The organism is Humibacter soli (genome assembly GCF_054779035.1).
This window is the reverse complement of the sequence record NZ_BAAGYX010000001.1, coordinates 646,801-672,217: the sequence shown is the minus strand read 5'-3', so window position 1 is coordinate 672,217 and position 25,417 is coordinate 646,801. Positions and strand designations below refer to the sequence as shown.

Genomic DNA, 25,417 nt, shown 5'->3' with positions numbered 1-25,417 from the left:
CGCGCTACTCGACCAGCGGGGTGCGGCCTACGGCGCGCTACTCGACCAGCGGGATGCGGCCTACGGCGCGCTACTCGACCAGCGGGATGCGGCCTACGGCGCACTACTCGACCAGCGGGGTGCGACCTACGGCGCGCTACTCGACCAGCGGAAGGGTGCGCCTGCGGCGGAACTCGACCAGCGGCGTCGCGAAGCAGCTCAGCTCTGGGCGAGCTCCTCGGCCACCAGGAAGGCGAGCTCCAGGGACTGCATGTGGTTGAGCCTGGGGTCGCAGAGCGACTCGTAGCGGGTCGCCAGGGTCGCCTCGTCGATGTGCTCCGACCCGCCGAGGCACTCCGTGACGTCGTCACCCGTCAGTTCGACATGGATGCCGCCCGGATTCGTTCCCGCCGCTCGGTGCGAGTCGAAGAATCCCTTGACCTCGTCGACGACATCCTCGAATCGGCGGGTCTTGTAGCCCGTCGGAGTCGTCAGCCCGTTGCCGTGCATCGGGTCGGTCACCCACAGCGGCGTCGCACCGTGATCCTTGATCGCCTCGAGTAGCGGAGGAAGGGCATCCCTGATCCTGCCTGCACCCATACGCGTGATGAACGTGAGCCTTCCCGGCTCGCGGTGCGGGTCGATCTTGTCGATGAGGCGGAACATGTCGTCGGGGTTGGTCGAAGGACCGAGCTTCACGCCGATCGGATTGCGTACCCTGCTCAGGAAGTCCACGTGGGCACCGTCGATCTGACGGGTGCGCTCGCCGATCCACACGAAGTGGGCCGACGTGTCGTACGGGGTGCCCGTTCGGGAGTCGATGCGCGTCATCGGACGCTCGTAGTCCATCAGCAGTGCCTCGTGGCTGGAGTAGAACTCCACGCGCTTGAGCTCGTCGAAGTCGGCGCCCGCCGCTTCCATGAACTTGATGGCACGGTCGAGCTCTCGTGCGAGACCCTCGTAGCGCTGGTTCGCCGGGTTGGCCGCGAAGCCCCTGTTCCAGCTGTGAACCTGGCGAAGGTCGGCGAACCCACCCTGGGTGAAGGCGCGGATCAGGTTCAGCGTCGAGGCGGCGGTGTGATACCCGTGAACGAGCCGACGTGGGTCGGCCGTGCGGGACTGCTCGGTGAAGTCGTAGCCGTTGACCATGTCGCCGCGATACGCGGGAAGCGTGATGCCGCCGCGTGTCTCGGTGTCGCTGGAGCGTGGCTTGGCGAACTGACCGGCCATGCGCCCCATCTTCACGACGGGCACCGAGGCACCGTAGGTGAGTACGACGGCCATCTGCAGCACCGTCTTCACCCGGTTGCGGATCTGGTCGGCCGTCGCGCCCGCGAACGTCTCAGCGCAGTCCCCTCCCTGAAGCAGGAACGCGCGGCCCTCTGCGGCGGCCGCGAGACGCTCCCGCAGCTGGTCGACCTCGCCGGCGAACACCAGCGGGGGGAGCGTGGAGAGTTCTTCAGATGCCGCACGCGCGGCATCCTTGTCTGGCCAGGTCGGCTGCTGCTTGGCCTCGAGGGTGCGCCAGTGGTCGAGACCGGCGATCACGGACTCATCGGCGGGAACGACGGGGTCGGAGTGGTCGAGCAGCACGGGGTTCCACTTCTACGGGCTTCGTAAGGACGCTTCGCCGGTACACGGCGCGATCATTCAGCCTACCGGGCGTGCAGGGTTACCGACCGTGCCGCACTACTTCGCTGCGCTGGTGCGGCGTTCTTTGACCGTCGAGGCATAGACATCCTCATAGACCTGGCCACCGAGTCCGTGCAGCGAGTAGATGATCTCGTCGGTGATCGACCGCAAGATGAACCTGTCGCTCTCGAGTCCCTCGAACCGTGAGAAGTCGAGCGGATCGCCGAAGACGACTCCGACGCGGCGGATGCGCGGGAGCTTCTTGCCGATCGGCATGATCTGCTGCGTGCCGACCATGACGACGGGAACGACGGGAACGTGGCCCTCGAGGATCATGCGCGCCACCCCGGTGCGACCACGGTAGAGCTTGCCGTCGGGGCTGCGCGTGCCCTCCGGATAGATGCCGAGGATCTCACCGCGGGCGAGCACACCGAGGCCGGTGTTCAGCGAGGCCTCGGACGCGGGGCCGCCCCCACGATCGATGGGCAGCTGGCCGGTCGCCTTCATGAACGTCTTCGTGAGCCATCCCATCAGGCCTCGACGCGTGAAGTAGTCGCTCTTGGCGAGGAACGACACGTGCCTGCCGACGACGAGCGGAAGGAAGATCGAGTCGATGAACGACAGGTGGTTGCTCGCCAGAATGACGGCGCCGTCCTTCGGGACGTTCTCGAGGGCGACGACCCACGGGCGGAAGATCGCACGAAGCGCGGGACCCGCGATCACGAACTTCAGCAGCCAGTAGAACACCGTCGACGCGCCCCTTCGTTAGCGTGCACGTGGAGAGCTTAGTGGCGATTGAGGGTATGACGAGGGAGCTTGCCCACTCGCCATCACCGATTGCTTGCGTGCAAGCGGGCGAGGTCGGCGGCACCGACCATGCCGGCGTTGTTCACGAGCTCGGCGATGCGGAACTCCGGCTCGGGGTGGTAGCCACGGGCGGGAAGACTCTCGAGATACGCGTGACGGATCGGCTCGAGCAGAAGGTCGCCGGCCTGCGCGACTCCCCCGCCGAAGACGAACATCTGAGGGTCGAGAACTGCACCGAGACTCGCACTCGCCTGTCCGAGCCAGTCACCGAGCTGTCGAAGCGCCGCAAGTGCCCCAGGGTCGCCCTGCTGGATGAGCTCGCCGATGTCGCCGCCGCTGAGCGTGCCCTTGCGTTCACGAACCTCGGACAGCGCCAAACCGATCCCGCCCTGGTCGGCCAGCTCGTTGGCGTAGCGCTGCAGTGCCCTTCCAGAGCCGTACTGCTCGATGCAGCCGCGGGCACCACACCCGCACAGCAGCCCCCCGGGCACGACCCGCATGTGCCCGACCTCCGCTCCGGCGCCGAAGCCGCCGCGGAACAGCCGGTCCTCGCTCACGATCGCGCCACCGACGCCGGTGCCGATGGTGAGGATGACCATGTCGCTCACCAGCCGGCCGGCACCGAACCTGAACTCGGCCCAACCCGCGGCGTTCGCGTCGTTCTCGACGACGATCGGGATGTCCACGCGCTTCTCGAGCTTCTCTCGAAGCGGCTCCTCGCGCCAGGCGATGTTCGGCGTGTAGTACACCGTGGACTGCGCGGCATCGATGAAGCCGGGGGCCGCGACTCCGGCACCGACCGGATCGGCGTCAACGCTCAGCTGGTTGATCATCTCGACGACGGCGTCTTCGATGCGATCAGCCTCGCTCGGCGTCTCGATGCGGTGCTCGCGCACGATGGCGCCCAGTTCATCGACGAGCGCTCCCGCGATCTTCGTGCCACCGATGTCGATTCCGATCGCGTGCACGGATGACTCGCCTTTCGTCGGGCTGCAGAGGGACCGTCAGGGCAGGCGGCCGATGCAGCATAGAGTGTACTGGTTGTGTCGGTACCGAAGGAGCGACCAGTGAATCACGCCGAGACGCCTGCAGCGGTCCCCGCCGACCCGAGCGCCAACGCGGCAGATCTGCTCGTTGCCCGGGCCGCCGAGACTCCCGATCGGGTGATCTTCGCCAAGCCGGTGGACAGCGGCTGGGTCGACGTCACTGCTGCGCAGTTCGAGTCCGAGGTCGTCGCGCTCGCTAAGGGGCTCGTCGCGTCTGGGGTCCAGCCCGGCGACAAGCTGGGCATCATGTGCCGCACGCGGTACGAGTGGTCGTTGATCGACTTCGCCACCTGGTACGCGGGAGCCGTGCTCGTACCGGTCTACGACACCAGTTCTCCGCTGCAGGTGCAGTGGAATCTGAGCGACTCCGGCGCCAGCGCCGTGTTCCTCGAGACCGCGGACCACTTCGCCCGGTTCGACGAGATCGCCGCGGACCTTCCCGCGATCCGCAACGTGTGGCAGATCGACCTCGGCGACCTCGACAAGGTCATCGCCGCTGGAACCGAGGTTCCCGACGAGGAGATCGTGCGGCGTCGGGGACTCGCCAACGCGGCCGACCTCGCGACGATCATCTACACGTCCGGGTCGATGGGCCGGCCGAAGGGTTGCGTGATCACGCATGCGAACTTCGTGGAGCTGTCGCGCAACTCCGCAGTGGCGCTGCACGAGCTCGTCGAGGACCCGCGTGGGGCATCCACTCTGCTCTTCATCCCGCTCGCCCACGTCTTCGCCCGGTTCATCTCCGTGCTGTCCGTGCACGGCGGCGTTCGGGTCGGCCACCAGCCGGACACCCGCCACCTGCTGCCGTCGCTTGGCACGTTCAAGCCGAGCTTCCTGCTCGCCGTCCCGCGTGTGTTCGAGAAGGTCTACAACTCGGCAGAGCAGAACGCCGAGAGCTCCGGCAGGGGAAACATCTTCCGCAAGGCTGCCGCCGTCGCCATCGACTACTCCAAGGCGCAGGAGGACGGCGGCAAGATCCCCGTCGGGCTCAAGCTGCAGTACGCGCTCTACAATCGGCTGGTCTTCTCCAGGCTGCGCGCCGCCATGGGCGGCAACGTGCGCTTCGCCGTTTCGGGCTCGGCTCCCCTCGGCGCTCGGCTGGGCCACTTCTTCCACAGCATGGGCATCAACGTGCTCGAGGGCTATGGCCTCACCGAGACCACGGCGCCCGCGACCGTGAACCTGCCGCAGCACTCCAAGATCGGGACTGTCGGCGTGCCGCTTCCCGGCGTCGCGATCCGTATAGAGGATGACGGCGAGATTCTCGTCAAGGGCGTCGACGTCTTCAAGGAGTACTGGAACAACCCGCAGCAGACGGCAGAGGCATTCGACGGCGAGTGGTTCAAGACCGGTGACCTTGGAAGCCTGGATGACGAGGGATTCCTCACCATCACAGGCCGCAAGAAGGAGATCATCGTCACGGCGGGCGGCAAGAATGTCGCGCCTGCGGTGCTCGAAGACCCGATCCGCGCGAACCCGCTGGTCGGCCAGGTCGTCGTGGTCGGCGACCAGAAGCCCTTCATCGGCTGCCTGATCACCCTCGACACCGAGATGCTCCCGACTTGGCTCGCCAACAACGGGCTGGACGCCTCGATGCCGCTGGCGGTCGCCGCGAAGCACCCTGCCGTGCTCGCCGAACTTCAGAAGGCCGTCGACACTGCGAACGCGCAGGTGTCGCGGGCGGAGTCGATCCGCAAGTTCATCGTGCTCCCCACGGAATTCACCGAGGAAAGCGGCCACCTCACGCCGAAGCTGAGCATCAAGCGCAACGTCATCTTGAAGGACTTCGCTCCCCAGGTGGAAAGCCTCTACGCGAACGCCCCGGCGACAGAAGGCTTCTCGCTGCGCTAGCCAATTCACGCTCGTCTCCGCAGGCAGGGACGGGCGCGCAAAACAAGCTCAGAACCAGGTCGACTCTCGCACCTGGCGCATCGCCTCGCGGCGGTGCTCGGGGAGCAGGCGCTTCAGGTAGACGATGCCGTCGAGGTGGTCCGTCTCGTGCTGCAGTGCCTGCGCGAGGGTTCCGGTTCCCTCGACGACGACCTCGTTGCCGTCGAGGTCGATGCCGCGCGCCTTCGCGAACGGATGCCGCGGGGTCGGGAACCAGAGACCCGGCACCGAGAGGCATCCCTCGTCGATTTCGACGGCCTCTCCCCCGAGCTCGACGATCTCCGGGTTGAGCAGGTATCCGAGGACACCGTCGACGTTGTAACTGAAGGCACGGAGTCCGACGCCGATCTGGCATGCGGCGACGCCCGCCCTGCCCTCCACCTTGACGCTGTCGATCAGATCGGCGACGAGCGAGCGGACGCCGTCGTCGATGAGGTCGATCGGGTCGGAGACGGTGCTGAGCACGGGGTCCCCGTACAGGCGGATGGGTCGGTCTGGCATCCGTCGATCCTATCGACCGTCCACTGGCCCCGGCGCTCCGCGGCGCTGCCGGCGTGGGCGGGAACCTGGTTGCAGTCCCTTAGTATTACTAAGCTATATTGGTTAGTATTACTCAGCGATTGAGGATGTGCGATGGACGACGATGAAGAGATCGGTGCCGAGCTGAGACGCGGTGTGACACGGCTCTACAGTCGGTTCCGATCGGAGCGGCTCGAGGGCGAAGTCCCTGACTCCGCGCTCCTCGTACTGCTCGCACTCGACAAGCAGGGCGCCATGAGCCTCACCGCCCTCGCCGAGGCCGCCCACGTCACGCTCGGCTCGATGAGCCAGACGGTGCGCCGTGTGGAAGAAATCGGCTACATCGCCAAGTCCCGTGACACAGCAGATCGTCGACGCGTCCTGTTCTCGCTGACAGACCTGGGGCGCGAAGCCGTCTCCGCGTCCCGACGACACCGCCGTGACTGGCTCAACAGCCGCGTCGCCGAGCTCACCGCCGACGAACGTGACGCGATAGCCGCCGCAGCACCGATACTGATCCGCCTCGCCGATTCCTGAAACCGGAGCACCATGCACCCCGTCGAAGCACTCCTCACACCCGTGGGCAGGCTCTTCCGTCACCGTCACGCAGAGGAATCCCTCAGCGTCTCGCATCGCCCAGAACTCGCGACTTCCCGGCGAATCGCGTTCGCCTCGCCCCGCTTCGTCGACGGGCAGGAGCTCCCTGGCGTGTACTGCGGGCGCTTCATCGGCGAGAACCTCTCACCGGCCGTCACCTGGCGGGATCTGCCGCCCGAAACGACGGAGATGCTTCTCGTCATGGAAGATCTCGACAGCCCCGGCAAGTCCCCGCGACTGCACGCCGTCGCGACGTTCCCCCCGGAACCGGGCACGCTCAGCGACGGAGAGTTGAACAGCGGCTCGTCGCGCGCTCGCTTTCTGCACGGCAGCCGCGGTCCTCTGGCCTATTCCGGCCCCCGCCCGCTGCCCGGCCACGGCCCGCACCACTACCGGCTCCATCTGTACGCGCTCGACCAGACAATCGACATCGACAGGTTGACCGAGGTCGAAGAACTCGCCGCCGAAGTCGACGGACACGTCCTCGCCTCGGCGACCCTGACCACCACGCACGAATCCTGACACGCCCCGCGAGACGGCGGCGTGTGCGTCGCGGGGCACAACCACATGGCCCGCCGACCGCGGTGCGCAGGGCAGTGACCGGCGCACCGAACAGCACGACTTCAGTCCGGGGTGACTACCGCCAGCAGGTCACCGGCGTCGACCTGCTGGGTCTTCGGGACGGCGAGACGGGTGACGACTCCGGTCACCGGTGAAGCGATAGCGGCCTCCATCTTCATCGCCTCGATAGACGCCACAGGGGTTCCGGCGCTCACCCGGTCGCCCACCTGGACCTGCAGCGTGATCACGCCCGAGAACGGAGCCGCGACGTGCCCGGGAATGGAGGCATCCGCCTTCTCCGCCGCCTTCGCCTCGACCGTGACGGAACGGTCACGCACGAAGACCGGACGGAGCTGGCCGTTGAGCGTCGTCATCACGGTGCGGATGCCCTTGTCATCCGCTTCACCGATCGCTTCGAGCCCTGCATAGAGGCGAACGCCGCGGCCGAGCCGGATGACGTGCTCCTTTCCCGGGGTGAGGCCGTAGAGGTAGTCGCCGGTGTCGAGCACGGAGACATCGCCGAAGAGCTCGCGCACCTGCTCGAACTGGCGAGCGGGCGCCGGGAAGAGCAGGCGGTTCAGCGTCGACCTACGGCTTGCTGAATCGCCGGCGAGGCCGTCGCGCTCCTCGGCGGTCAGCTCGGTGACACCGATGCGCACGGTCTTGCCCTCGAGCACCTTGCCGCGGAACGGCTCTGGCCATCCGCCTGGCAGGTCACCCAGCTCCCCCGCCATGAATCCGACGACCGAGTCGGGAACGTCGTACTTCTGCGGGTTGGCTTCGAAGTCGGCGGGGTCCGCGTGCACCGCAGCGAGGTGCAGCGCGAGGTCGCCGACCACCTTCGACGACGGAGTCACCTTGGGGATGCGCCCTAGGATTCGATCTGCTGCCGCATACATGTCCTCGATGAGCTCGAAGTCCTCGGCCAGTCCGAGCGCCTTGGCCTGCTGCCTGAGGTTCGACAGCTGGCCGCCGGGGATCTCGTGCGTGTACACGCGTCCTGTCGGCCCCGGAAGGCCGGACTCGAACGGAGCATAAAGGCCGCGCACTGCAGCCCAGTAGGGCTCGAGGTCGGTCACGTTGCTCAGCGGAATGCGGGTGTCGCGCTCCGAGTGCGCAAGCGCGGCGACGAGAGCGGATGCCGACGGCTGACTCGTCGTGCCCGCCATCGGTGCGCTCGCCACGTCGACGGCGTCTGCGCCTGCAGCGCTCGCGGCGAGCAGCGTCGCCAGCTGTCCGCCTGCGGTGTCGTGCGTGTGCACGTGGACGGGAACATCGAACCGCTCGCGGAACGAACGGACGAGAAGCTCGGCCGCGCCGGGTCGCAACAGTCCCGCCATGTCTTTGATCGCGAGCACGTGAGCGCCGGAGGAGACGATGCTGTCGGCGAGCCGGAGGTAGTAGTCGAGGTTGTAGAGGTCCTCTGCCGGGTCGAGCACGTCGCCCGTGTAGCAGACGGCCACCTCGGCGACGGCCGTTCCGGTCGCCAGCACGGACTCGATCGCAGGCCGCATCTGGCTCACGTCGTTGAGGGCATCGAAGATGCGGAAGATGTCCACTCCGGTCGCTGCGGCCTCGCGCACGAAGGCATCCGTGACCTCGGTCGGATACGGCGTGTACCCGACGGTGTTGCGCCCGCGCAGCAGCATCTGGATGTTCAGGTTCGGCAGCGCCTCGCGAAGCGACGCCAGGCGCTCCCACGGGTCCTCTCCGAGGAATCGGAGCGCGACGTCGTACGTGGCGCCACCCCACGCCTCCACCGACAGCAGCTGCGGAGTCAGCCGTGAGACGTACGGCGCGACGGCCAGCAGGTCCTTGGTGCGCACGCGGGTCGCCAACAGCGACTGGTGGGCGTCGCGGAACGTCGTCTCGGTCACGGCGAGTGCCTTCTGGGCCCGCAGCTCGCGCGCGAACCCTGCCGGGCCGAGCGCGAGAAGCCGCTGCCGCGACCCGTCCGGCGCGGGAGTCTGAAGGTCGATCGCCGGCAGCTTCGTCACGGGATCCGCGACCTGCGGACGTGGTCCGTTCGGCTGGTTGACCGTCACGTCGACGAGCCAGTTCAGCAGCTTCGTTCCGCGGTCCTTCGAGACCCGACCTCGCAGCAGCTGCGGCCTCTCCTCGATGAACGCCGTGCTGAGGTCGCCCGCTACGAAGGAGGAGTCGTCGAGCACCGCCTGAAGGAACGGGATGTTCGTGGCGACGCCGCGGATGCGGAACTCCGCCAGCGCGCGCCTCGCGCGTTGCACAGCCGCACCGAAGTCGCGACCGCGGCACGTGAGCTTGGCGAGCATGGAGTCGAAGTGCGGGCTGATCTGCGCTCCCGCCGCCACGGTGCCGCCGTCCAGGCGGATACCGCCACCACCAGGCGACCGATACGTGGTGATCGTGCCGGTGTCGGGGCGGAACCCCTGGGTCGGGTCTTCCGTGGTGATGCGGCACTGGATGGCTGCCCCGTGCAACTGGATGGTCTCCTGCCGCAGCCCGAGGTCCGCCAGGGTCTCCCCAGCGGCGATGCGCAGTTGCGACTGCACCAGGTCGACGTCGGTCACCTCTTCGGTAACGGTGTGCTCGACCTGGATGCGCGGGTTCATCTCGATGAACACGTGCTGTCCAGCGCGCTCCCCCGCCGTGTCGAGCAGGAACTCCACGGTGCCCGCGTTGACGTACCCGATGGACTCCGCGAAGGCGATCGCGTCACGATAGAGGGCCTGACGAACGTCATCCGGCAGGTTCGGGGCCGGGGCGATCTCGAGCACCTTCTGGTGACGACGCTGCACGGAGCAATCGCGTTCGAAGAGGTGCACGGTGTGGCCCGTGGCGTCGGCGAGCACCTGCACCTCGATGTGCCTGGGCCGCAGAACCGCCTGCTCGAGGAACATCGTCGGGTCGCCGAAGGCGCTGTCCGCCTCCCGCATGGCCTCCTGGAGGGCCGACCGGAGGTCCGCCATGGTGTCGACCCTGCGCATCCCTCGTCCGCCGCCGCCCGCCACAGCCTTCGCGAAGATCGGGAATCCGATCGATTCGGCGCCCGCGATCAGTTCGTCGAGGTCGCGCGACGGCGGTGTGGATGCCAGCACGGGCACTCCTGCGGCAATGGCGTGCTCTTTCGCGGTGACCTTGTTGCCGGCCATCCGAAGCACGTCTGCGCTCGGGCCGATGAACGTGATGCCGGCTGCAGCAGCAGCTTCAGCCAGTTCGGGGTTCTCGGAGAGGAACCCGTATCCGGGGTAGATGGCGTCGGCACCGGCCTCTTTCGCCACCCTCACGATCTCTTCGACATCGAGGTATGCGCGCACCGGATGCCCGGGCTCGCCGATCTCGTAGGCCTCGTCTGCCTTGAGCCTGTGCATGGAGTTGCGGTCTTCGTACGGGAACACCGCCACCGTCTGAGCACCGAGCTCATACGCCGCACGGAAGGCGCGGATGGCGATCTCCCCGCGGTTCGCGACCAGGATCTTCTTGAACATTCAGGCCTCTCCGGCGGGGCACGTGCCGCTCAGGGAACGGTTAGGTTCTCTAAGACTAGTGACGGTAACGTTGCTGCTTGTGCATGTGCTCAGCGTCAGCTCCCTCAAAGGCGGTGTCGGAAAAACGACCGTGACGCTCGGGCTCGCCTCAGCGGCATTCGCCAAGGGCCTGCGCACACTGGTCGTCGATCTCGACCCTCAGTCGGACGTCTCGACCGGCATGGACATCACCATCGCGGGCCACCTCAACGTGGCGGACGTGCTGGCCTCTCCCAAGGAGAAGGTCGTGCGAGCTGCGATCGCGCCCAGCGGTTGGACCCGTGGTCGCACCGGCAAGGTCGACGTGATGATCGGCAGCCCGTCGGCGATCAACTTCGACGGACCGCACCCGTCGATCCGCGACATCTGGAAGCTCGAAGAGGCTCTCGCCAACGTCGAGCACGACTACGACCTGGTGCTGATCGACTGCGCACCGTCCCTCAACGCGCTCACCCGCACCGCGTGGGCCGCGAGCGACCGCGTGACCGTTGTCACCGAGCCCGGCCTGTTCTCCGTCGCTGCTGCTGACAGGGCACTCCGGGCGATCGAGGAGATCAGACGAGGGCTGTCGCCGCGTCTTCAGCCCCTCGGCATCATCGTCAACAGGGCAAGGGTGCAGTCGTTGGAGCACCAGTTCCGCATCAAGGAGCTGCGCGACATGTTCGGGCCGCTAGTGCTCTCACCCCAGCTCCCGGAGCGCACGTCGCTGCAGCAGGCTCAGGGTGCGGCGAAGCCGCTGCACGTGTGGCCTGGCGAGAGCGCCCAGGAGATGGCCCACAACTTCGACCTGCTGCTGGAGCGCGTGCTGCGCACCGCACGTATGGGCGAGTACGCCGAGAACTGATCCGGCAGGGTCTACGACCGGGTTTCGAGACGCGCGGCTTCGCCGCACTCCTCAACCCGCGGAATGCGTCAGCTTATTTTCTTCGCGGCCCGGCGGACGGCGAGTTCGTCCATCGGGTCCGAGGTCTGCACGTTGAGCTCGACCAGGCTCGTCTCGACCTCGCGGAGCACCTTGCCGACCGCGATACCGAACACGCCCTGACCCCTGCCGACGAGGTCGATGACCTCGTCATCCGAGGTGCAGAGGTAGACGCTGGCACCGTCGCTCATCAGCGTGGTCTGGGCAAGATCGTTGACGCCTTCTTTGCGCAGCTGCTCGACCGCCGTACGGATCTGCTGCAGCGAGATGCCGGTGTCGAGGAGTCGCTTCACGAGCTTCAGAACGAGGATGTCGCGGAAGCCGTAGAGGCGCTGCGATCCGCTGCCCGCCGCGCCGCGGACGGTCGGCTCGACCAGTCCGGTGCGGGCCCAGTAGTCGAGCTGGCGGTAGCTGATGCCGGCCGCGCGTGCTGCGACCGCGCCGCGGTAACCGGAGACGTCGTCCATCTCCGGCAGGCCGTCGGTGAACAGGAACTCGAGGTCGTAGCGAGCGTCGTCGTTGCGATGGACTTCACTCATTCGCTTCCCTCTCACCCCAGGTGGCACACACAGAACCGGTGCCTTGCGCAGAACGTGGCGCACTCTCAACGGTAACCGTGCCGGAGGAGGCGATCAACGACATCGGCTCGAACGATGCGGCGTGTCGCACGGGGCGTGCCGATCGCATCACGGCGCGAGCCTTGCGATGGCGGCGCGAACGATGCTGGAGCGCACCGTCTCGAGGTCGTCGGCGAGTTCGCGACCGGTTTCGGCCGCCCGTGCGCGGGCGCTGGCATCCCTGCGGCGCAACACTGGTGCAAGGGCCGTCTCGATGAGTCCGATGTCGCGTTCGGCGGAAGCGCGAAGGGCGCGCAGGTGCCGCGGCTCAATGCCCCGTCTGTGCAGGTCGACGAGCGCTTCGAGCACAGCGAGCTGATCTTCGCCGTAGACGTCGGCAGGCACGATGAGCGAGGTAGAGACCGCCTCCTGGAGCAACGCAGCGGATGCGCCGGCCTCCTTCAGCAGCTCGTCGCGGCTGAACCTGCGCCCCGTTGACAGCATCGTCGGCCTGGCGGGGCCGGAGTTTCCGGGGAGGATCGGCGTGCGCCCGGCATCCTGGTCGGCAAGGTAGGAGCGGATGACCTTGAGCGGCAGATAGTGCTCGCGCTGCAGGGTGAGGATGGTGCGCAGCCGTTCGACGTCTTCAGCGCAGAACTTGCGATAGCCCGACGCCGTGCGGGCGGGAGTGACGAGCCCCTGCTCTTCGAGGAAGCGGAGCTTCGACGGTGCGAGGTCGGGGAACTCCGGGGTGAGCTGGGAGAGGACCTGGCCGATGCTGAGCAGCACCTGCCCAGGACGGACGAGTGCCGATTCGCGCGCCTGTGACGACTCGCGGGGCATCAGGCCGGCGCCGACGCGTCCAGATCGAGACGGGCGGCGTAGAAGGTGAGGCGGAACTTGCCCACCTGCACCTCTGCACCATCGGTGAGCATCGCGCTCTCGACGCGCACACCGTCGAAGTAGGTTCCGTTCAACGAACCGAGGTCTTTCACCTCGAAGACGGTTCCGTGTCGGATGAACTCCGCATGCCGTCTCGAGACCGTCACGTCGTCGAGGAAGATGTCGGCATCGGGATGCCTGCCGGCGGTCGTCACATCGGCGTCGAGGAGGAACCGCGCACCGGAGTTGGGCCCGCGCCGCACGATCAGCAGAGCGGAGCCGCTCGGAAGCGCGCCGATCGCCTCTTGTTCCTCCGCAGTGACGCCCGCCGCAGCAGCGTTCATCGCCGCGGCGAAGTCCTCGCCGAAACCTGCCGTCGTGTCGTCGCCCGCAGCATGTGCTTCGCGGTTCGGGTCGTGCTGCTCAGCCACCGTCGACCTCCTCACCGTTCAGCGTATCGGATGCCGCTGCCTCGGTCACAGACGAACGTCGCACCACACGCGTCGTCTCGCGCACGTAGAGGATGCCGGCCCACCAGTAGAGGAACGCGCCCCAGAGCGCCACGGCCCACCCGATCGGCTCTGACGCCCACGACAGAACGGGGAACGCCTCGCCCAGCATGAGCACCGGGAGTGCGACGAGCAGCGCGAACGTCGCTACCTTGCCGAGGTGATGCACGGGCAGCGGGCCGTGCCCGTGGTTGGCCAGCACGATGCCGAGGATGAGCAGCATCACGTCTCGGGCGATGATGATGCCGACCAGCCACCACGGCAGCAGGTCCCGCCAGGCGAGACCGATCAGAGCGGCGAAGATGTACAGCCGGTCCGCCGCCGGGTCGAGAAGCTGTCCGAGTCGCGATACCTGATGGAGACGCCTGGCGAGGAAGCCGTCGAGGAAGTCGGTGATGCTCGCGACGATGAGCACGACGAGGGCCCAGGCATCCCACCCGACGATGACGAGCCAGAGGAAGACCGGCACGAGTGCGAGGCGGAAGAAGCTCAGGCAATTGGGGATGGTGAAGACCCGGGTGGAGACCGAGCCGGATGCCTGTGCCACGCCACGCAATCCTAGGCCGCATCCGGCTCGATGTCAGAACGCGGGCGCGCCCGTCGTGTGCTCATCCGCGCGCCATGACCGACGGTGGCGCACCCTAGACTTCGGAGCATGTCCCCCGTGATCGTCGCACTGCTGATCCTCGCCGCCATCTGCGTCGTCACGTGGGTGCTGTCGGTGATCACGCACGAGTACTCGTGGGTCGACCGCATCTGGTCGCTCGTTCCCGTCGCCTACGTGTGGGTGTACACGATCGCAGCGGGGATGGCGGACGTGCGGCTGGATGTCATGGCGGCGCTCGTCACGCTGTGGGGTGCGAGGCTGACCTTCAACTTCGCGCGCAAGGGCGGATACGCTCCGGGCGGCGAGGACTACCGGTGGGCGTTCCTGCGCTCCAGGATCGCCGGCTGGAAGTGGTTCCTCTTCAATCTCCTGTTCATCGTGATCTACCAGAACATCCTGCTGTTCCTGATCACGCTTCCGGCATGGACCGCGTATCAGCACCAGACGCCGTTCGGCCTGCTCGACGTGGTGGCGGTCGTCGTGTTCCTCGTGTTCTTGATCGGGGAGACGGTCGCCGACCAGCAGCAGTGGGACTTCCATCGATGGAAGGCAGCAGAGGTCGCTGCGGGTCGCGAGCCGAGGCCGCGCTTCTTGCAGTCCGGGCTGTTCCGCTTCTCACGGCATCCGAACTTCTTCTTCGAACAGGCCCAGTGGTGGGTCGTGTTCTTCTTCGGTGCGATCGCTGCGGCATCCGTGCTGCAGTGGACCGTGATCGGCGCGGTGCTGCTCACCGTGCTGTTCATCGGCTCGACGGTTTTCACCGAGAGCATTTCGCGCAAGCGCTACCCGGAGTACGCCGAGTACCAGGCAACGACATCGCCCATCGTGCCGTGGTTCCCCCGCCGGGAAGGACGCGAAGCCGTCGCTCGGTGAGCCGGTCCGCCCGGTGACGGAGGTCGCGGCTAGCCTGGGTGGATGTCGTGCATCCGTTTCAACACCCCGGCGCAGCGCGCGGCGATGCGCCGCGCAGCACCCTCGATGCTGACACCGGAAGAGGTGGCCGCTCTGCATCCGATGCCGCCGGTCACCGAGAGCAAGATCCATCGCCTCAGGGTGCTCGCCGCGAGCGAGAACCCGAAGATCAGGGAGAGCGTCGCGAGCAGCTACAACACCCCTGCCGATCTGTTCGTGACCCTGGCGCACGATCCCGACGAGGGTGTTCGGGGATGCGTCGCACGCAACGAGGCGACCCCCTGCGATGTGTTGCGCGAGCTAGCGGCCGACCGCTCGGAGACGGTGCGCGGGTGGGTCGCCGTGAACTACTTCGTGCCGGATGACGCGATGGCCGCGCTCGCGAACGACGCCAGCTCGACCGTGCGCGCGCTCGTCACATGGAAGGCGTCGTTCACGGACCACGCTTCGGCCTGAGCGCGCGGCGGGCTCAGCCGAGTCGGTCGAGCGCGCTCAGCAGTGACGACGGTGCAACGACCGTCGCGCCGAGCGCGCGGACTCGGTCGCCCAGCTCCCGATCGGCGGTGACCACGACGGCTTGCGCCGGGTCGGACAAGGACGCCGTGTGGGCGACGATGGCGGAGTCGCCGTCGGATGCAGCACGCACGACCGTGAGGTCGCTGCGCTCACTCTCGCCACCCGAGTCGGCGGGGTCGGTCATCCGCTTCGCCTCACCCTCGAGCACGACGCTCACCCGCGGCCACCAACGGTCGTGCGGCAACCCGAGCAGGTCGGCCGGCCAGCCGTCGCGGCCGAGCGAGATCAGGCCGTCGACGAGCCGACCCGCGGCGGCCGGGCGGTCCTTCCACCAACCGTCCGGCCTCGACCCGACGACGTTCGCCGCGTCGACCACCACCACCGGGTCCGCGAACAGGTCACGTCGAAGACTGGGCCAGCGCTCGGCGAATCCGGGGTGCAGAGGTCGAGAGTCCACCTCGTCGACCGGCACCCAGCGCACCTCGATGCTCTCGGCGTCGCCGATCACGGGCTCGAACGCCTGCTCTGCGCTCGCCACCACCGTCGAGTACGACCACCATCCGAGATCGAGAAGGGACAGATAGCGGGCGCGAACGGACTCCGCGGGCACGCCGGCCTCTTCCGACGCCTCGCGGATCGCACCCTGACGGGCGCTCTCCCCTTCGTGGCGGGCACCACCCGGCAGACCCCAGGTGCCCCCGAAATGGCTCCACTCAGCGCGATGCTGCAGAAGGATGCCCACTTCGGGATGAGCGACCAGCAGGCCTGCTGCACCGAACGTTCCCCAGAAACGACGACCGTCCGGCCCGTTCACCCAGGCATCGCCGCTGCCGAACGGCCGGCGCTGAGGCTCCACCTGCGCTAGCCCGCCGCTCGGGACGTCGCGAGGAAGCCCTCAGCCTCACTTTCCGGCATCACGACCATTCCACGCGTGCCGTGCGACGAGAGCGCGAGCGCCTCGAGCCAGACGCGGTTCAACTCCGGCGGCTTGCTGCCGGAGAACCTGAATTGCAGCGGAACGGCGGGCGAGAGCCACAGGCTCACTCGCCCGGACCCCTCCTCGGGCGGCACCGTCCAGTTGATCAGAAAGCTCTCCTGGAGACGCAGCTTTGCGACGATCGCGATCTTCAGATGCGAGAGGGTGCGATCGTCGATCTCGTATTCGGCGCCCGAGCCGTAGATGAGGAAGCCCATCCGTCCATCTTCGCAGGAATGGCCACCTGAATCGGTCGAGGAGAAAGAAGGCACTGGCTTCGGATCAGTGGTTCCGTAGCGCGCTGATCAGCTCGGCCTTGTTCTTCTTGGAGTATCCGGACAGCCCGAGCTCTTTGGCGCGGCCTTTCAGCTCCGGAACGGTCCAGTCGGTGTAGGACCCGGACTCGCCGCCCTTGCGGCCGACGGACGAGCGGCCGCCCTTGCGCGACCCCGCCGCGTTCGAGATGCGAGCGGCCTTCTCCTCGGAGGCGCCGTCTTTGCGCAGCTCTTCGTACAGCTCCGGATCCTTCAGTCGCGAGTTCGCTCCGCGCGGCATGATGTCTCCTCTCGAAGGGTGTGGCGGCGGCGAATGCTGCCTCCCTGAACACGCACGTTAGGAACGTGCCTGCTGCACCTCAAGGGGGTTGACAGAACGCGACGGGCTCTGACGACCGACCACCGGGCTCAACCCGCCTTCTTGCGCGAACCCTTTTTCGCGGTGCTCGAGCGGTTGTTCTCGACGCTGCGCCGGAGTGCCTCCATCAGGTCGAGGACCTCGCCCTTCTCGCCGCTCTCCTCGCCGAACGTCGCCTCCGTGTCGATGGTGTCGCCCTGTTCGAGCTTGGCGTCGATGAGCTTCTTGAGCTGGATCTGGTAGTCGTCGTCGAACTTCTCGGGGGTGAAGTCGCTCTCGTAGGCCGCGACGAGCTTGGCGGACATGTCGAGCTCTTTCTCGGAGATGGACACCTTCGTGTCGAGGCTGGGGAACTCGGCGGTGCGAACCTCGTCTGCCCAGAGGAGGCCCTGGAGCACGAGCACGCCGTCACGCACCCGCAGAGCGCCCAGCCGGGTCTTCTGCCGCAGGGCGAACTTCACGATCGCCGTGCGGTTCGTCGCCTCGAGCGTTCTGCGCAGCAGCATGTACGCCTTCACCGACCCCGAGTCGGGCTCGAGGAAGTAGCTGCGCTCGAACATCATCGGGTCGACCTGATCGGCTGGGACGAACTCCACGATCTCGATCTCGTTGCTGCGCTCCTCAGGAAGCGATGCGAGGTCCTCGTCTGTCAGGACGACGGTGCGGTCACCGGCGTCGTACGCCTTGTCGATGTGCTCGTACGGCACGATCTTGCCGTCGATCTCGCACCGACGCTGATATCGGATGCGCCCGCCATCCTTGTCGTGCACCTGGTGCAACGAGATGTCGTGGTCCTCTGTTGCGCTGTAGATCTTGACCGGCACGTTGACCAGCCCGAAGGCGATCGCCCGTTTGCCTATGGCTCGCATAACGTCTATTGCACAGCCCCTGCACGGTTACGACAAGCCTTGAACCACCCGGAGTGCGTCGAACCCACCCCTGGGATGGCACCTGCGTCCGGCGTAACGTCGATTCGTATGGCGGGGAAGACGAAGGCGGCGACCGGCGCAGGCGGCTTTGGATCGGATGGTTCGCAGACGGTCGAGATCGACGGGCAGCGTCTGAGGCTCACCAATCTCGACAAGGTGCTGTACCCGGAGACCGGAACCACGAAGGGCGATGTCATCGCGTACTACGCGACGATCGCGCCGCACCTGATCGAGCACGCTCACGGCAGACCCGCCACCCGCAAGAGGTGGGTCAACGGGGTGGGGACGCCCGAGCATCCCGGCCAGCCGTTCTTCCAGAAGAACCTCGACGAGGGCACGCCGGACTGGGTTCCGAGGGTCAGGATCGAGCACCGCGACCACGCGAACGTCTATCCGCTGGTGGACTCCACGGCTGTGCTCGTGTGGCTGGCGCAGATCGCGTCGCTCGAGATCCACATTCCGCAGTGGCGTGCCGAGCCGGACGGTCGCCGGGGCAATCCCGATCGTCTCGTGCTCGACCTCGACCCCGGCGAGGGCGTCGGGCTGGCGGAATGTGCGCACGTCGCCGGGCTGGCCAGGGACATCCTCTCCGGCATGGGCCTGGACCCCGTGCCCGTGACGAGCGGGAGCAAGGGCATCCACCTGTACGCGCGACTGGATGGCTCCCAGACCTCCGACCAGGCGTCTCAGGTCGCTCACGAGCTGGCGAAGGCGCTGGAGGCCGATCATCGGGACCTGATCATCAGCACCATGAAGCGTGCAGACCGAGCAGGCAAGGTATTCATCGACTGGAGCCAGAACAATGCGAACAAGACGACCGTTGCGCCATACTCGCTGCGCGGAAGGTGGCATCCCACCGTGGCGACCCCGCGCACCTGGCGCGAGCTGGCGTCGCCGAAGCTGCGTCAGCTGTCGTACGAAGAGGTGCTGAAGCGCGTGGAAGAAAAGGGCGACCCGCTTGCGGACGCGACCCCGCACCGGCCTCATGGCGGCTCCGGTGTTTCCGCAGACGGCGACTCAGCCGAGGGCACGAGCGAACCGCAGCGCGATCGTCTCACCGTCTACCGCGGCAAACGGGATGCCGCCAAGACGCCGGAGCCGGTACCGGCGAGTGCACCGAAGACGACGAACGGGCGCTCGTTCGTCATCCAGAAGCATGACGCCCGACGGTTGCACTACGACTTCCGGCTCGAGCACGACGGCGTGCTGGTCAGTTGGGCGCTTCCCAAAGGCGTGCCGACCGACCCGAAACAGAACCATCTCGCGGTGCAGACCGAGGATCACCCGCTGGACTACGGAGGGTTCGAAGGAGACATTCCGCACGGGGAATACGGGGCGGGGCACGTGGACATCTGGGATTCCGGCGTCTACGACCTGCACAAGTGGCGGGACGGCGAAGAGGTCATCGTGACGCTGCACCCGTCGGAGCACGGCGGCCTCGGTGGTCCCGTGAAGGTCGCGCTGCTCCACACTCGCGGTTCGGGCGACGAGAAGAACTGGCTCATCCACCGGATGACGCTGGAAGCGCCGAAGCGGGACTACTCCCCCATGCTCGCCACGCTCGGCACCGTAGCGGAGCTCGACGGGGACGAGGACGACCGATGGGTGTTCGAGGACAAATGGGACGGCATCCGTGCCCTTGCATACGTGGCGGACGGCGCTGTGCGGTTGGTCACGAGGAACGGCCACGATGTGACGGCGCAGTACCCGGAGCTCACCGAGATCGCCGCATCGCTGCGCTCCCCCGCCGTGATCGACGGTGAGATCGTCGCCCTGAACGACGGACGGCCCGATTTCGGACTGCTGCAGCAGCGGATGAACCTGCAGAACGAGACCGAGATCTCACGAGCGGCCGCGAGGGTTCCCGTTCGGTACTTCGCGTTCGACATCCTCGAGCTCGACGGTCAGGACATCACGGACGACGAGTACGAGGTGCGGAGGGCCGCGCTGGCGCACGTCGTGACGGACAGGCACAGGGGTGTGCTGCAGGTGCCGGATGACGTACCCGGCCCGATCGCGGACGCCATGGAGCGCAGCCGTTCCGCCGGTCTCGAGGGCATCGTGGCCAAGGACCGCGAGTCGACGTACGCGTCGGGCAAGCGCTCGACCGCATGGGTCAAGGTGAAACACCATCGCACTCAGGAGATCGTCGTCGGCGGGTGGAGGCCGGGCGAAGGACGACGCGCGAACGGCATCGGGTCGCTGCTGGTCGGCATCCCCCACGGCCGCAAGCTCGACTACGTCGGTCGGGTGGGAACCGGGTTCCGCGACGCCGATCTCGACGAGATCGCCGACCGGCTCGTTGGCATCTCCAGCTCGACGAACCCCTTCGCCGATGTTCCCGCGACGGATGCCCGCGGCGTGCACTGGGTGAAGCCGACGCTCGTCGCCGAGGTGGAGTTCGGGGAGTGGACAAGGGGCGGACGGCTCAGACAGCCGTCATGGCGCGGGTGGCGCACCGACAAAGACCCGAAGGACGTCGAGCGCGAGAGCTGACCGTCGTCAGCCATCCGAGCTCAGACGCCCGAAGCGGTCTCCTGCGACTCGGGGTTGAGCGCTTCGTTGACCAGTCCGCGCACGATGGACTCCCAGTCGGAGCCCTCGTAGTCCGTCTCGGTCTCGCCTGCGATGATGCCGCCGTACACCGGCTCGTGCTCTTCGCCCTCTTCGGAGACGATCGTGAGCGAGCCGATCGCGCGGCCGTCATCGCTGCGCACCGACCACTCCTCCTGCGCGATTCGGTGGATGACGTACCCGACACCTCTGTGTTCGAAGTGCACGTTGTCGTTGTCGAGGATCGACGCGATCATCGCTGTCTCCCTGTCTGGTCTCCTGGGGAACGCTGTACGGCGCGAACAGAAGTCAGACTAACGGCGGCGCGGGCCGTCGCAACAGGGACCCGCCAGCAGTCAGCCCTCCGCGTTGGCCGTCGCCGTGCGGATCGCCGCTCCTACACGTTCGTCCGCCCGCAGCCCGGCGAGGGCCTTCTGGCGTGCCTTGTCGCCCTGGACCTCGATCTGCACCCGTCGTTCTGCCGGCATGCCGATCGAGAGCTCGTGGCCTCGCTCCAGCTCCGACCCGAACTCGACTCCGACGACGAGAGCGAGGTTGGCGAGCCAGATCCAGAGCAATGCGACGAGGAGGCCTCCGACCGTTCCGTAGACCCGGTTGTAGCTGCCGAACGCAGAGACGTAGAAGCTGAAGAGGAGCGAGCCAACCACCATGATCACGACGGCCAGCGCCGCGCCGGATGCCACGTAGCGCACGCGTCGACGCTTGAGGTTGGGCGTTCCGAAGTACAGCACGACAACGGCAGCGACCACCGCAACGGCGATGAGCGGCCACTTGACGACCTCCCACGTGTTGAAGACCGCGTCGCCGACGCTGAGCGCCTGCCCGATGCTGCGGGCGAGCGGGCCACTGAGCACAAGGGCGAGGACCACGACGACCATCAACACCAGCGTCACGATCGTGATCAGCACCTGACGTGCTCTGAGCACCAGCGCCGTTCGCCCTTCGTACACGCCGTAGATGCGGTTCACGGCTCGTCCGAACGCGCCGACGTACCCGGACGCGGACCACACGGCGCCGACGATGCCGATGACCAGACCGATGCCCGCTGCCGACGACGAGCTGAGCTGCGCCACCAGACCGGCCAGCACCGGCTGCACCTGCTGGGGAGCCACGGCGTCGATGACCTCCAGCAGCGTCTTCGATCCCTCCTGCCCAGCTCCCAGCAGACCCAGCACTGACACGAGTGCGAGCATGGCAGGCAAGGCCGACAGCACCGAGAAGTAGGTGAGACCGGCGGCGAGGTCCGAGCATCCGTCTCTGCCGTATTCGCGAAGGGTTCGCCCGAGCACATAGCGCCACGGCATGCGGTCGTATCGAGCTGAGGCCGCAGCCTTCGCTTCCCGATCGCGCACAGCTGCTTCGGCACGCGACACCTGCTCGTCGACAGGTCTGCGCTTCTTCAGCAACCTGTCACTGCGACGTCGACTGCGTTTGAGGTTCTTCGTTGCGAGCTGGACGGGGTCCATGAGCCAACGCTACGCGCGTACGGGAATGATGGGGTGGACCACCGTGTTCGATATACATGCATTTGCATACATGACGAGAGGGGCCTCGAGTGGCCGTGCAGTTCGGTTTGGACACGTTCGGAGACGTTCCGTTGCGTGAGGACGGGGCGCAGGGACCCGCAGCGGAGACCATCAGGAACGTGGTCGAGGAGGCCGTGCTCGCGGACGAGCTGGGCATCGACGCGTTCGGCATCGGAGAGCACCACCGCGCAGACTTCGCCGTGAGCGCGCCCGACATCGTGCTCGCGACCATCGCGGGCCGCACCAAGAACATCACCCTCGGGACTGCCGTCACGGTGCTCAGCTCGGAGGAGCCCGTTCGCGTGTACGAGCGGTTCGCCACCCTCGACGCCATCTCGAACGGCAGGGCGGAGATCACGCTCGGGCGCGGCTCGTTCACGGAGTCGTTCCCACTCTTCGGCTACGACCTCACCCAGTACGAGACGCTGTTCGAGGAGAAACTCGACCTGTTCAGCAGACTGCGCGACGAGGGTCCGGTCACCTGGAGCGGCACGGTGCGCGCACCGCTCACCGACCAGGAGGTGTACCCGAAGACCGAGTCGGGCGGGCTGAAGGCCTGGGTCGGTGTGGGCGGCAGCCCGGAGAGCGTGATCCGCTCGGTGAAATACGGCATCCCGATGGCGCTGGCGATCATCGGCGGCAACGCCAGCCGGTTCGCACCCTACGTCGACTTGTACAAGCGGGCGCAAGAGCAGCTCGGGCGCGAGCCGATGCCGCTCGCGATGCACTCGCCCGGCTTCGTCGCCGATACCGACGAGCTCGCGATGGAACAGCTCTACCCGTACCAGAAGGCAACGATGGACCGCATCGGCGCCGAGCGCGGCTGGGGCCCGCAGAGCAAGGAGCAGTACATCAGCGAGGTGCGCCACGGCTCGCTGTACGTCGGGTCGCCAGAGACCGTCGCGCGTCGCGTCGCCGAAGCGATCAAGGTGCTCGGGGTCGACAGGTTCGATCTCAAGTACGCGAACGGACCGATGCCGCACGACCTTCTCCTCCGCTCGATCGAGCTGTACGCGACGAAGGTCATCCCGATGGTCAAGGACATGCTGGGCTAGGTGCCCCGCCCCCGCCGGTCGGGTAGCGCCGATCGACCAGCGGAGCGCGACACCTCACGTTTTCGTCGTCGGCAGCGTCTACGTTGTGATGATGCTGCTGCCCTTCGAGACGCTGGTGCGCACGCACGGAACGACCGTGCTGCGAGTGTGCCTGTCCGTCGCGGGCGCGGACGACGCCGACGACGCCTGGTCCGAGACGTTCCTGTCTGCGTTGGATGCCTACCCGCGGCTCCCCGCGGACGCCAACGTCGAGGCGTGGCTGGTCACGATCGCTCGCCGCAAGGCGATCGACGTGGTGAGGGCGCGCGGGCGCAGGCCCGTCACGGTGGAACGACTGCCGGAGGAGCCGAGCACGCTCGGCATCCCCGGCCAGCTCGACGACGCCCACGCAACGGCCGACGAGGTGGCTCGAGCCGTCTCCACCCTGCCCGACCGGCAGCGGAGAGCGGTGACCTACCACTACCTCGGCGGGCTTCCCTACCAGGAGGTCGCAGGCATCATCGGCGGAACGACCGACGCCGCACGGCGGGCGGCGGCCGACGGCATCCGTTCCCTGCGCCGCACGATGGGAGCACGACCATGACAAACGACACCACAGGGCTCATCGACCAGGGCCGCCTGGACAGGCTGCACGCCAGACTCGAACGAGCCGCTCACAATGCCGGACTGCTCGATGTCGCATACCGAACCGTCGACTCCCCCGTCGGCGAGTTGCTGCTCGCGACCACCGAACGGGGCGTCGTTCGCGTCGCGTACGAGCGCGAGGGGTTCGACGACGTGCTGCAGACGATCTCCACCAAGGTCAGCCCCAGGGTTCTGCGTTCCCCGGCCAGGCTGGATGTCGTGGCACGAGAGCTCGACGAGTACTTCGCGGGAGACCGACGCGGGTTCGACGTTCCGCTGGACTTCGCGCTCTCGCACGGGTTCCGACGCGTCGTGCAGGGCATCCTGCCCACCATCGCGTACGGCAGCACGGCCAGCTACGCCGAGGTGGCCGCGGCGGCAGGCAGCCCCCGCGCGATGCGAGCGGTCGGGTCGGCCTGCGCGACCAACCCGCTGCCGCTGCTCGTGCCGTGTCACCGCGTGGTGCGCACCGACGGATCGCTCGGCGGCTACGCGGGCGGGGTCGAGGCGAAGACGACCCTGCTGCGGCTGGAGACCGCAACGCTGCCATCCCGTCGGGTTCATCCGTAGGCCGCAGAGACGGAACGCGGCATGATCGAGGCATGACCGCTTCCATCCCAGCACCGATGCTCGCCCGCGCCGTCGACACCGTGCCGGAGCCCGACCGCGTCGAAGGCGGCCTGTCGTACGAGCCCAAGTGGGACGGCTTCCGCGGCATCGTCGCCGTCGGCGATGACGGCGTCGAGATCGGCAGCCGCGGGTCCAAGCCGCTGACGAGGTATTTTCCCGAGCTGGTCGCCGAGTTCGAACGACAGCTTCCGCGCTGCATGGTGGACGGGGAGATCGTCGTGCGCAGTGGCGAGCCTGGATCGGAGCGACTCGACTGGGAGGCGCTGTCGCAGCGCATCCATCCTGCCGCGAGCCGGGTGAAGATGCTCTCTGAGACGACGCCGGCGATGTTCGTGGCGTTCGACCTGCTGGCGCTCGGCGATGACGACCTGACGGGCGAGCCGTTCGCCGAACGCCGCCGCGCACTGGAGGACCTGGCCGCCATGTGGGAGTCGCCCCTGCAGCTGTGCCAGACGACGACGGATGTCGAGCTCGCCCGCCGCTGGCTGGTGGAGTTCGAGGGCGCGGGCCTCGACGGAGTGGTGGCGAAGCCGCTGAACGCTCCGTACACGCCGAACAAGCGCACGATGCTCAAGGTGAAGCACCACCGCACGGCCGACGTCGTGCTGCTCGGCTATCGGGTGCACGCCAGCGGTTCGGGGGTCGGATCGCTGCTGCTCGGGCTCTATGACAGCGACGGCGTGCTGCGGAGCGTCGGCGGGGCATCCGCGTTCAGCAACGTGCGCAGGCAGGAGCTCATCGAGGAACTCGCCCCCCTCGTGGAGCGCGACGACTCCGGCGAGATCGTGACAGGTGAGACGGATCGCAGCAGGTTCTCCGGCAGCAAGGATGTCTCGTTCGTGCGCCTGCGGCCGGAGCGGGTGCTCGAGGTGCGCTACGACCAGCTCGAGGGCATGCGTTTCAGGCACACCGTGCAGTTCGACCGGTGGCGTGACGACCGCGACCCGCGCTCGTGCACGTTCGACCAGATCGAGCGTCCCGTCGCGTACGACCTGTCGGACGTGCTCGCCTAGGCGCGCATCAGGGTC

Annotated in this window: 26 protein-coding genes; 11 read left to right on the top strand and 15 right to left on the bottom strand. The window is 67.2% G+C overall.

Annotated elements, in window-relative coordinates:
* Nucleotides 1-198 precede the first annotated feature (198 nt).
* From ACYVDN_RS03110 to ACYVDN_RS03100, 3 genes are all read right to left on the bottom strand, one after another.
* On the bottom strand, nucleotides 199-1,569 hold the full coding sequence (locus tag ACYVDN_RS03110; RefSeq protein WP_460572218.1) for a class II 3-deoxy-7-phosphoheptulonate synthase: 1,371 nt from the start codon (nucleotides 1,567-1,569) through the stop codon (nucleotides 199-201).
* 99 nt (nucleotides 1,570-1,668) lie between these two features.
* A complete protein-coding gene (locus tag ACYVDN_RS03105; protein ID WP_460568340.1) occupies nucleotides 1,669-2,358 on the bottom strand; it encodes a lysophospholipid acyltransferase family protein in 690 nt (229 codons plus the stop codon).
* Nucleotides 2,359-2,441: 83 nt separating this feature from the next.
* Nucleotides 2,442-3,386, bottom strand: coding sequence for an ROK family glucokinase (locus ACYVDN_RS03100; protein ID WP_460568338.1), 945 nt, complete (start codon nucleotides 3,384-3,386; stop codon nucleotides 2,442-2,444).
* Between the two features lie 99 nt (nucleotides 3,387-3,485).
* Between ACYVDN_RS03100 and ACYVDN_RS03095 the strand changes: the two genes are divergently transcribed.
* Nucleotides 3,486-5,315 (top strand): AMP-dependent synthetase/ligase, encoded by a 1,830-nt coding sequence (locus tag ACYVDN_RS03095; RefSeq protein WP_460568336.1) that lies wholly within the window; start codon nucleotides 3,486-3,488, stop codon nucleotides 5,313-5,315.
* Between the two features lie 48 nt (nucleotides 5,316-5,363).
* Here ACYVDN_RS03095 and ACYVDN_RS03090 read toward each other — a convergent pair whose 3' ends face one another.
* Nucleotides 5,364-5,855 carry a peptide deformylase gene (locus ACYVDN_RS03090; protein WP_460568334.1) on the bottom strand — a complete coding sequence of 164 codons (492 nt, stop codon included), beginning with the start codon at nucleotides 5,853-5,855 and terminating at the stop codon, nucleotides 5,364-5,366.
* Nucleotides 5,856-5,987: 132 nt separating this feature from the next.
* Between ACYVDN_RS03090 and ACYVDN_RS03085 the strand changes: the two genes are divergently transcribed.
* Nucleotides 5,988-6,410: a MarR family winged helix-turn-helix transcriptional regulator gene (locus ACYVDN_RS03085; RefSeq protein ID WP_460568332.1), complete on the top strand. Its 423-nt coding sequence runs from the start codon at nucleotides 5,988-5,990 to the stop codon at nucleotides 6,408-6,410.
* Nucleotides 6,411-6,422: 12 nt separating this feature from the next.
* The gene (locus tag ACYVDN_RS03080) at nucleotides 6,423-6,992 is read left to right on the top strand and encodes a YbhB/YbcL family Raf kinase inhibitor-like protein (RefSeq protein ID WP_460568330.1); all 570 of its coding nucleotides are present in this window, start codon (nucleotides 6,423-6,425) and stop codon (nucleotides 6,990-6,992) included.
* 101 nt (nucleotides 6,993-7,093) lie between these two features.
* Here the strand turns inward: ACYVDN_RS03080 and ACYVDN_RS03075 are convergent, their stop codons facing one another.
* On the bottom strand, nucleotides 7,094-10,498 hold the full coding sequence (locus ACYVDN_RS03075) for a pyruvate carboxylase (RefSeq protein ID WP_460568328.1): 3,405 nt from the start codon (nucleotides 10,496-10,498) through the stop codon (nucleotides 7,094-7,096).
* Nucleotides 10,499-10,568: 70 nt separating this feature from the next.
* Between ACYVDN_RS03075 and ACYVDN_RS03070 the strand changes: the two genes are divergently transcribed.
* Complete coding sequence (locus ACYVDN_RS03070; RefSeq protein WP_460572216.1) at nucleotides 10,569-11,381, top strand: ParA family protein; 813 nt, start codon at nucleotides 10,569-10,571, stop codon at nucleotides 11,379-11,381.
* Between the two features lie 68 nt (nucleotides 11,382-11,449).
* On the opposite strand, the gene ACYVDN_RS03065 is transcribed toward ACYVDN_RS03070, so the two are convergent.
* From ACYVDN_RS03065 to ACYVDN_RS03050, 4 genes are all read right to left on the bottom strand, one after another.
* Nucleotides 11,450-11,998, bottom strand: coding sequence for a MerR family transcriptional regulator (locus tag ACYVDN_RS03065; RefSeq protein WP_460568326.1), 549 nt, complete (start codon nucleotides 11,996-11,998; stop codon nucleotides 11,450-11,452).
* A 147-nt stretch (nucleotides 11,999-12,145) separates the two neighbouring features.
* Nucleotides 12,146-12,859 carry a MerR family transcriptional regulator gene (gene ftsR / locus ACYVDN_RS03060; protein WP_460568324.1) on the bottom strand — a complete coding sequence of 238 codons (714 nt, stop codon included), beginning with the start codon at nucleotides 12,857-12,859 and terminating at the stop codon, nucleotides 12,146-12,148.
* On the bottom strand, nucleotides 12,859-13,329 hold the full coding sequence (locus tag ACYVDN_RS03055) for an FHA domain-containing protein (protein WP_460568322.1): 471 nt from the start codon (nucleotides 13,327-13,329) through the stop codon (nucleotides 12,859-12,861). Before ACYVDN_RS03055 ends, ftsR begins: the two co-directional genes overlap by 1 nt.
* Nucleotides 13,322-13,954, bottom strand: a complete 633-nt coding sequence (locus tag ACYVDN_RS03050; RefSeq protein WP_460568320.1) for a CDP-alcohol phosphatidyltransferase family protein — start codon at nucleotides 13,952-13,954, stop codon at nucleotides 13,322-13,324. The genes ACYVDN_RS03055 and ACYVDN_RS03050 overlap by 8 nt, the downstream gene beginning before the upstream one ends.
* A 108-nt stretch (nucleotides 13,955-14,062) precedes the next feature.
* Here ACYVDN_RS03050 and ACYVDN_RS03045 point away from each other — a divergent pair, with 108 nt between their 5' ends.
* Together ACYVDN_RS03045 and ACYVDN_RS03040 are read left to right on the top strand one after the other, a co-directional pair.
* On the top strand, nucleotides 14,063-14,887 hold the full coding sequence (locus ACYVDN_RS03045) for a DUF1295 domain-containing protein (RefSeq protein ID WP_460568318.1): 825 nt from the start codon (nucleotides 14,063-14,065) through the stop codon (nucleotides 14,885-14,887).
* A gap of 42 nt (nucleotides 14,888-14,929) precedes the next feature.
* Nucleotides 14,930-15,382: a hypothetical protein gene (locus ACYVDN_RS03040; protein ID WP_460568316.1), complete on the top strand. Its 453-nt coding sequence runs from the start codon at nucleotides 14,930-14,932 to the stop codon at nucleotides 15,380-15,382.
* Nucleotides 15,383-15,395: 13 nt separating this feature from the next.
* Here the strand turns inward: ACYVDN_RS03040 and ACYVDN_RS03035 are convergent, their stop codons facing one another.
* The 4 genes from ACYVDN_RS03035 to ku form a co-directional block, all read right to left on the bottom strand.
* Nucleotides 15,396-16,298: an NUDIX hydrolase gene (locus ACYVDN_RS03035; protein WP_460568314.1), complete on the bottom strand. Its 903-nt coding sequence runs from the start codon at nucleotides 16,296-16,298 to the stop codon at nucleotides 15,396-15,398.
* Nucleotides 16,299-16,303: 5 nt separating this feature from the next.
* Nucleotides 16,304-16,636, bottom strand: a complete 333-nt coding sequence (locus tag ACYVDN_RS03030) for a DUF7882 family protein (RefSeq protein WP_460568312.1) — start codon at nucleotides 16,634-16,636, stop codon at nucleotides 16,304-16,306.
* A 64-nt stretch (nucleotides 16,637-16,700) separates the two neighbouring features.
* Nucleotides 16,701-16,973, bottom strand: a complete 273-nt coding sequence (locus ACYVDN_RS03025; RefSeq protein WP_460568310.1) for an SAP domain-containing protein — start codon at nucleotides 16,971-16,973, stop codon at nucleotides 16,701-16,703.
* 128 nt (nucleotides 16,974-17,101) lie between these two features.
* The gene (gene ku, locus ACYVDN_RS03020; protein WP_460568308.1) at nucleotides 17,102-17,920 is read right to left on the bottom strand and encodes a Ku protein; all 819 of its coding nucleotides are present in this window, start codon (nucleotides 17,918-17,920) and stop codon (nucleotides 17,102-17,104) included.
* A 108-nt stretch (nucleotides 17,921-18,028) separates the two neighbouring features.
* Here ku and ACYVDN_RS03015 point away from each other — a divergent pair, with 108 nt between their 5' ends.
* Complete coding sequence (locus ACYVDN_RS03015) at nucleotides 18,029-20,476, top strand: multifunctional non-homologous end joining DNA repair protein LigD (protein ID WP_460568306.1); 2,448 nt, start codon at nucleotides 18,029-18,031, stop codon at nucleotides 20,474-20,476.
* Between the two features lie 20 nt (nucleotides 20,477-20,496).
* On the opposite strand, the gene ACYVDN_RS03010 is transcribed toward ACYVDN_RS03015, so the two are convergent.
* Together ACYVDN_RS03010 and ACYVDN_RS03005 are read right to left on the bottom strand one after the other, a co-directional pair.
* The gene (locus ACYVDN_RS03010) at nucleotides 20,497-20,790 is read right to left on the bottom strand and encodes a hypothetical protein (protein WP_460568304.1); all 294 of its coding nucleotides are present in this window, start codon (nucleotides 20,788-20,790) and stop codon (nucleotides 20,497-20,499) included.
* 99 nt (nucleotides 20,791-20,889) lie between these two features.
* The gene (locus ACYVDN_RS03005) at nucleotides 20,890-22,020 is read right to left on the bottom strand and encodes a YihY/virulence factor BrkB family protein (protein ID WP_460568302.1); all 1,131 of its coding nucleotides are present in this window, start codon (nucleotides 22,018-22,020) and stop codon (nucleotides 20,890-20,892) included.
* A gap of 89 nt (nucleotides 22,021-22,109) precedes the next feature.
* Here ACYVDN_RS03005 and ACYVDN_RS03000 point away from each other — a divergent pair, with 89 nt between their 5' ends.
* From ACYVDN_RS03000 to ACYVDN_RS02985, 4 genes are all read left to right on the top strand, one after another.
* Nucleotides 22,110-23,135 carry an LLM class flavin-dependent oxidoreductase gene (locus ACYVDN_RS03000; protein ID WP_460568300.1) on the top strand — a complete coding sequence of 342 codons (1,026 nt, stop codon included), beginning with the start codon at nucleotides 22,110-22,112 and terminating at the stop codon, nucleotides 23,133-23,135.
* A gap of 91 nt (nucleotides 23,136-23,226) precedes the next feature.
* Nucleotides 23,227-23,718, top strand: a complete 492-nt coding sequence (locus tag ACYVDN_RS02995; protein WP_460568298.1) for an RNA polymerase sigma factor — start codon at nucleotides 23,227-23,229, stop codon at nucleotides 23,716-23,718.
* Nucleotides 23,715-24,329 carry a methylated-DNA--[protein]-cysteine S-methyltransferase gene (locus ACYVDN_RS02990; RefSeq protein ID WP_460568296.1) on the top strand — a complete coding sequence of 205 codons (615 nt, stop codon included), beginning with the start codon at nucleotides 23,715-23,717 and terminating at the stop codon, nucleotides 24,327-24,329. Before ACYVDN_RS02995 ends, ACYVDN_RS02990 begins: the two co-directional genes overlap by 4 nt.
* Before the next feature lie 32 nt (nucleotides 24,330-24,361).
* Complete coding sequence (locus ACYVDN_RS02985; RefSeq protein ID WP_460568294.1) at nucleotides 24,362-25,402, top strand: ATP-dependent DNA ligase; 1,041 nt, start codon at nucleotides 24,362-24,364, stop codon at nucleotides 25,400-25,402.
* The last annotated feature ends 15 nt before the right edge of the window (nucleotides 25,403-25,417 follow it).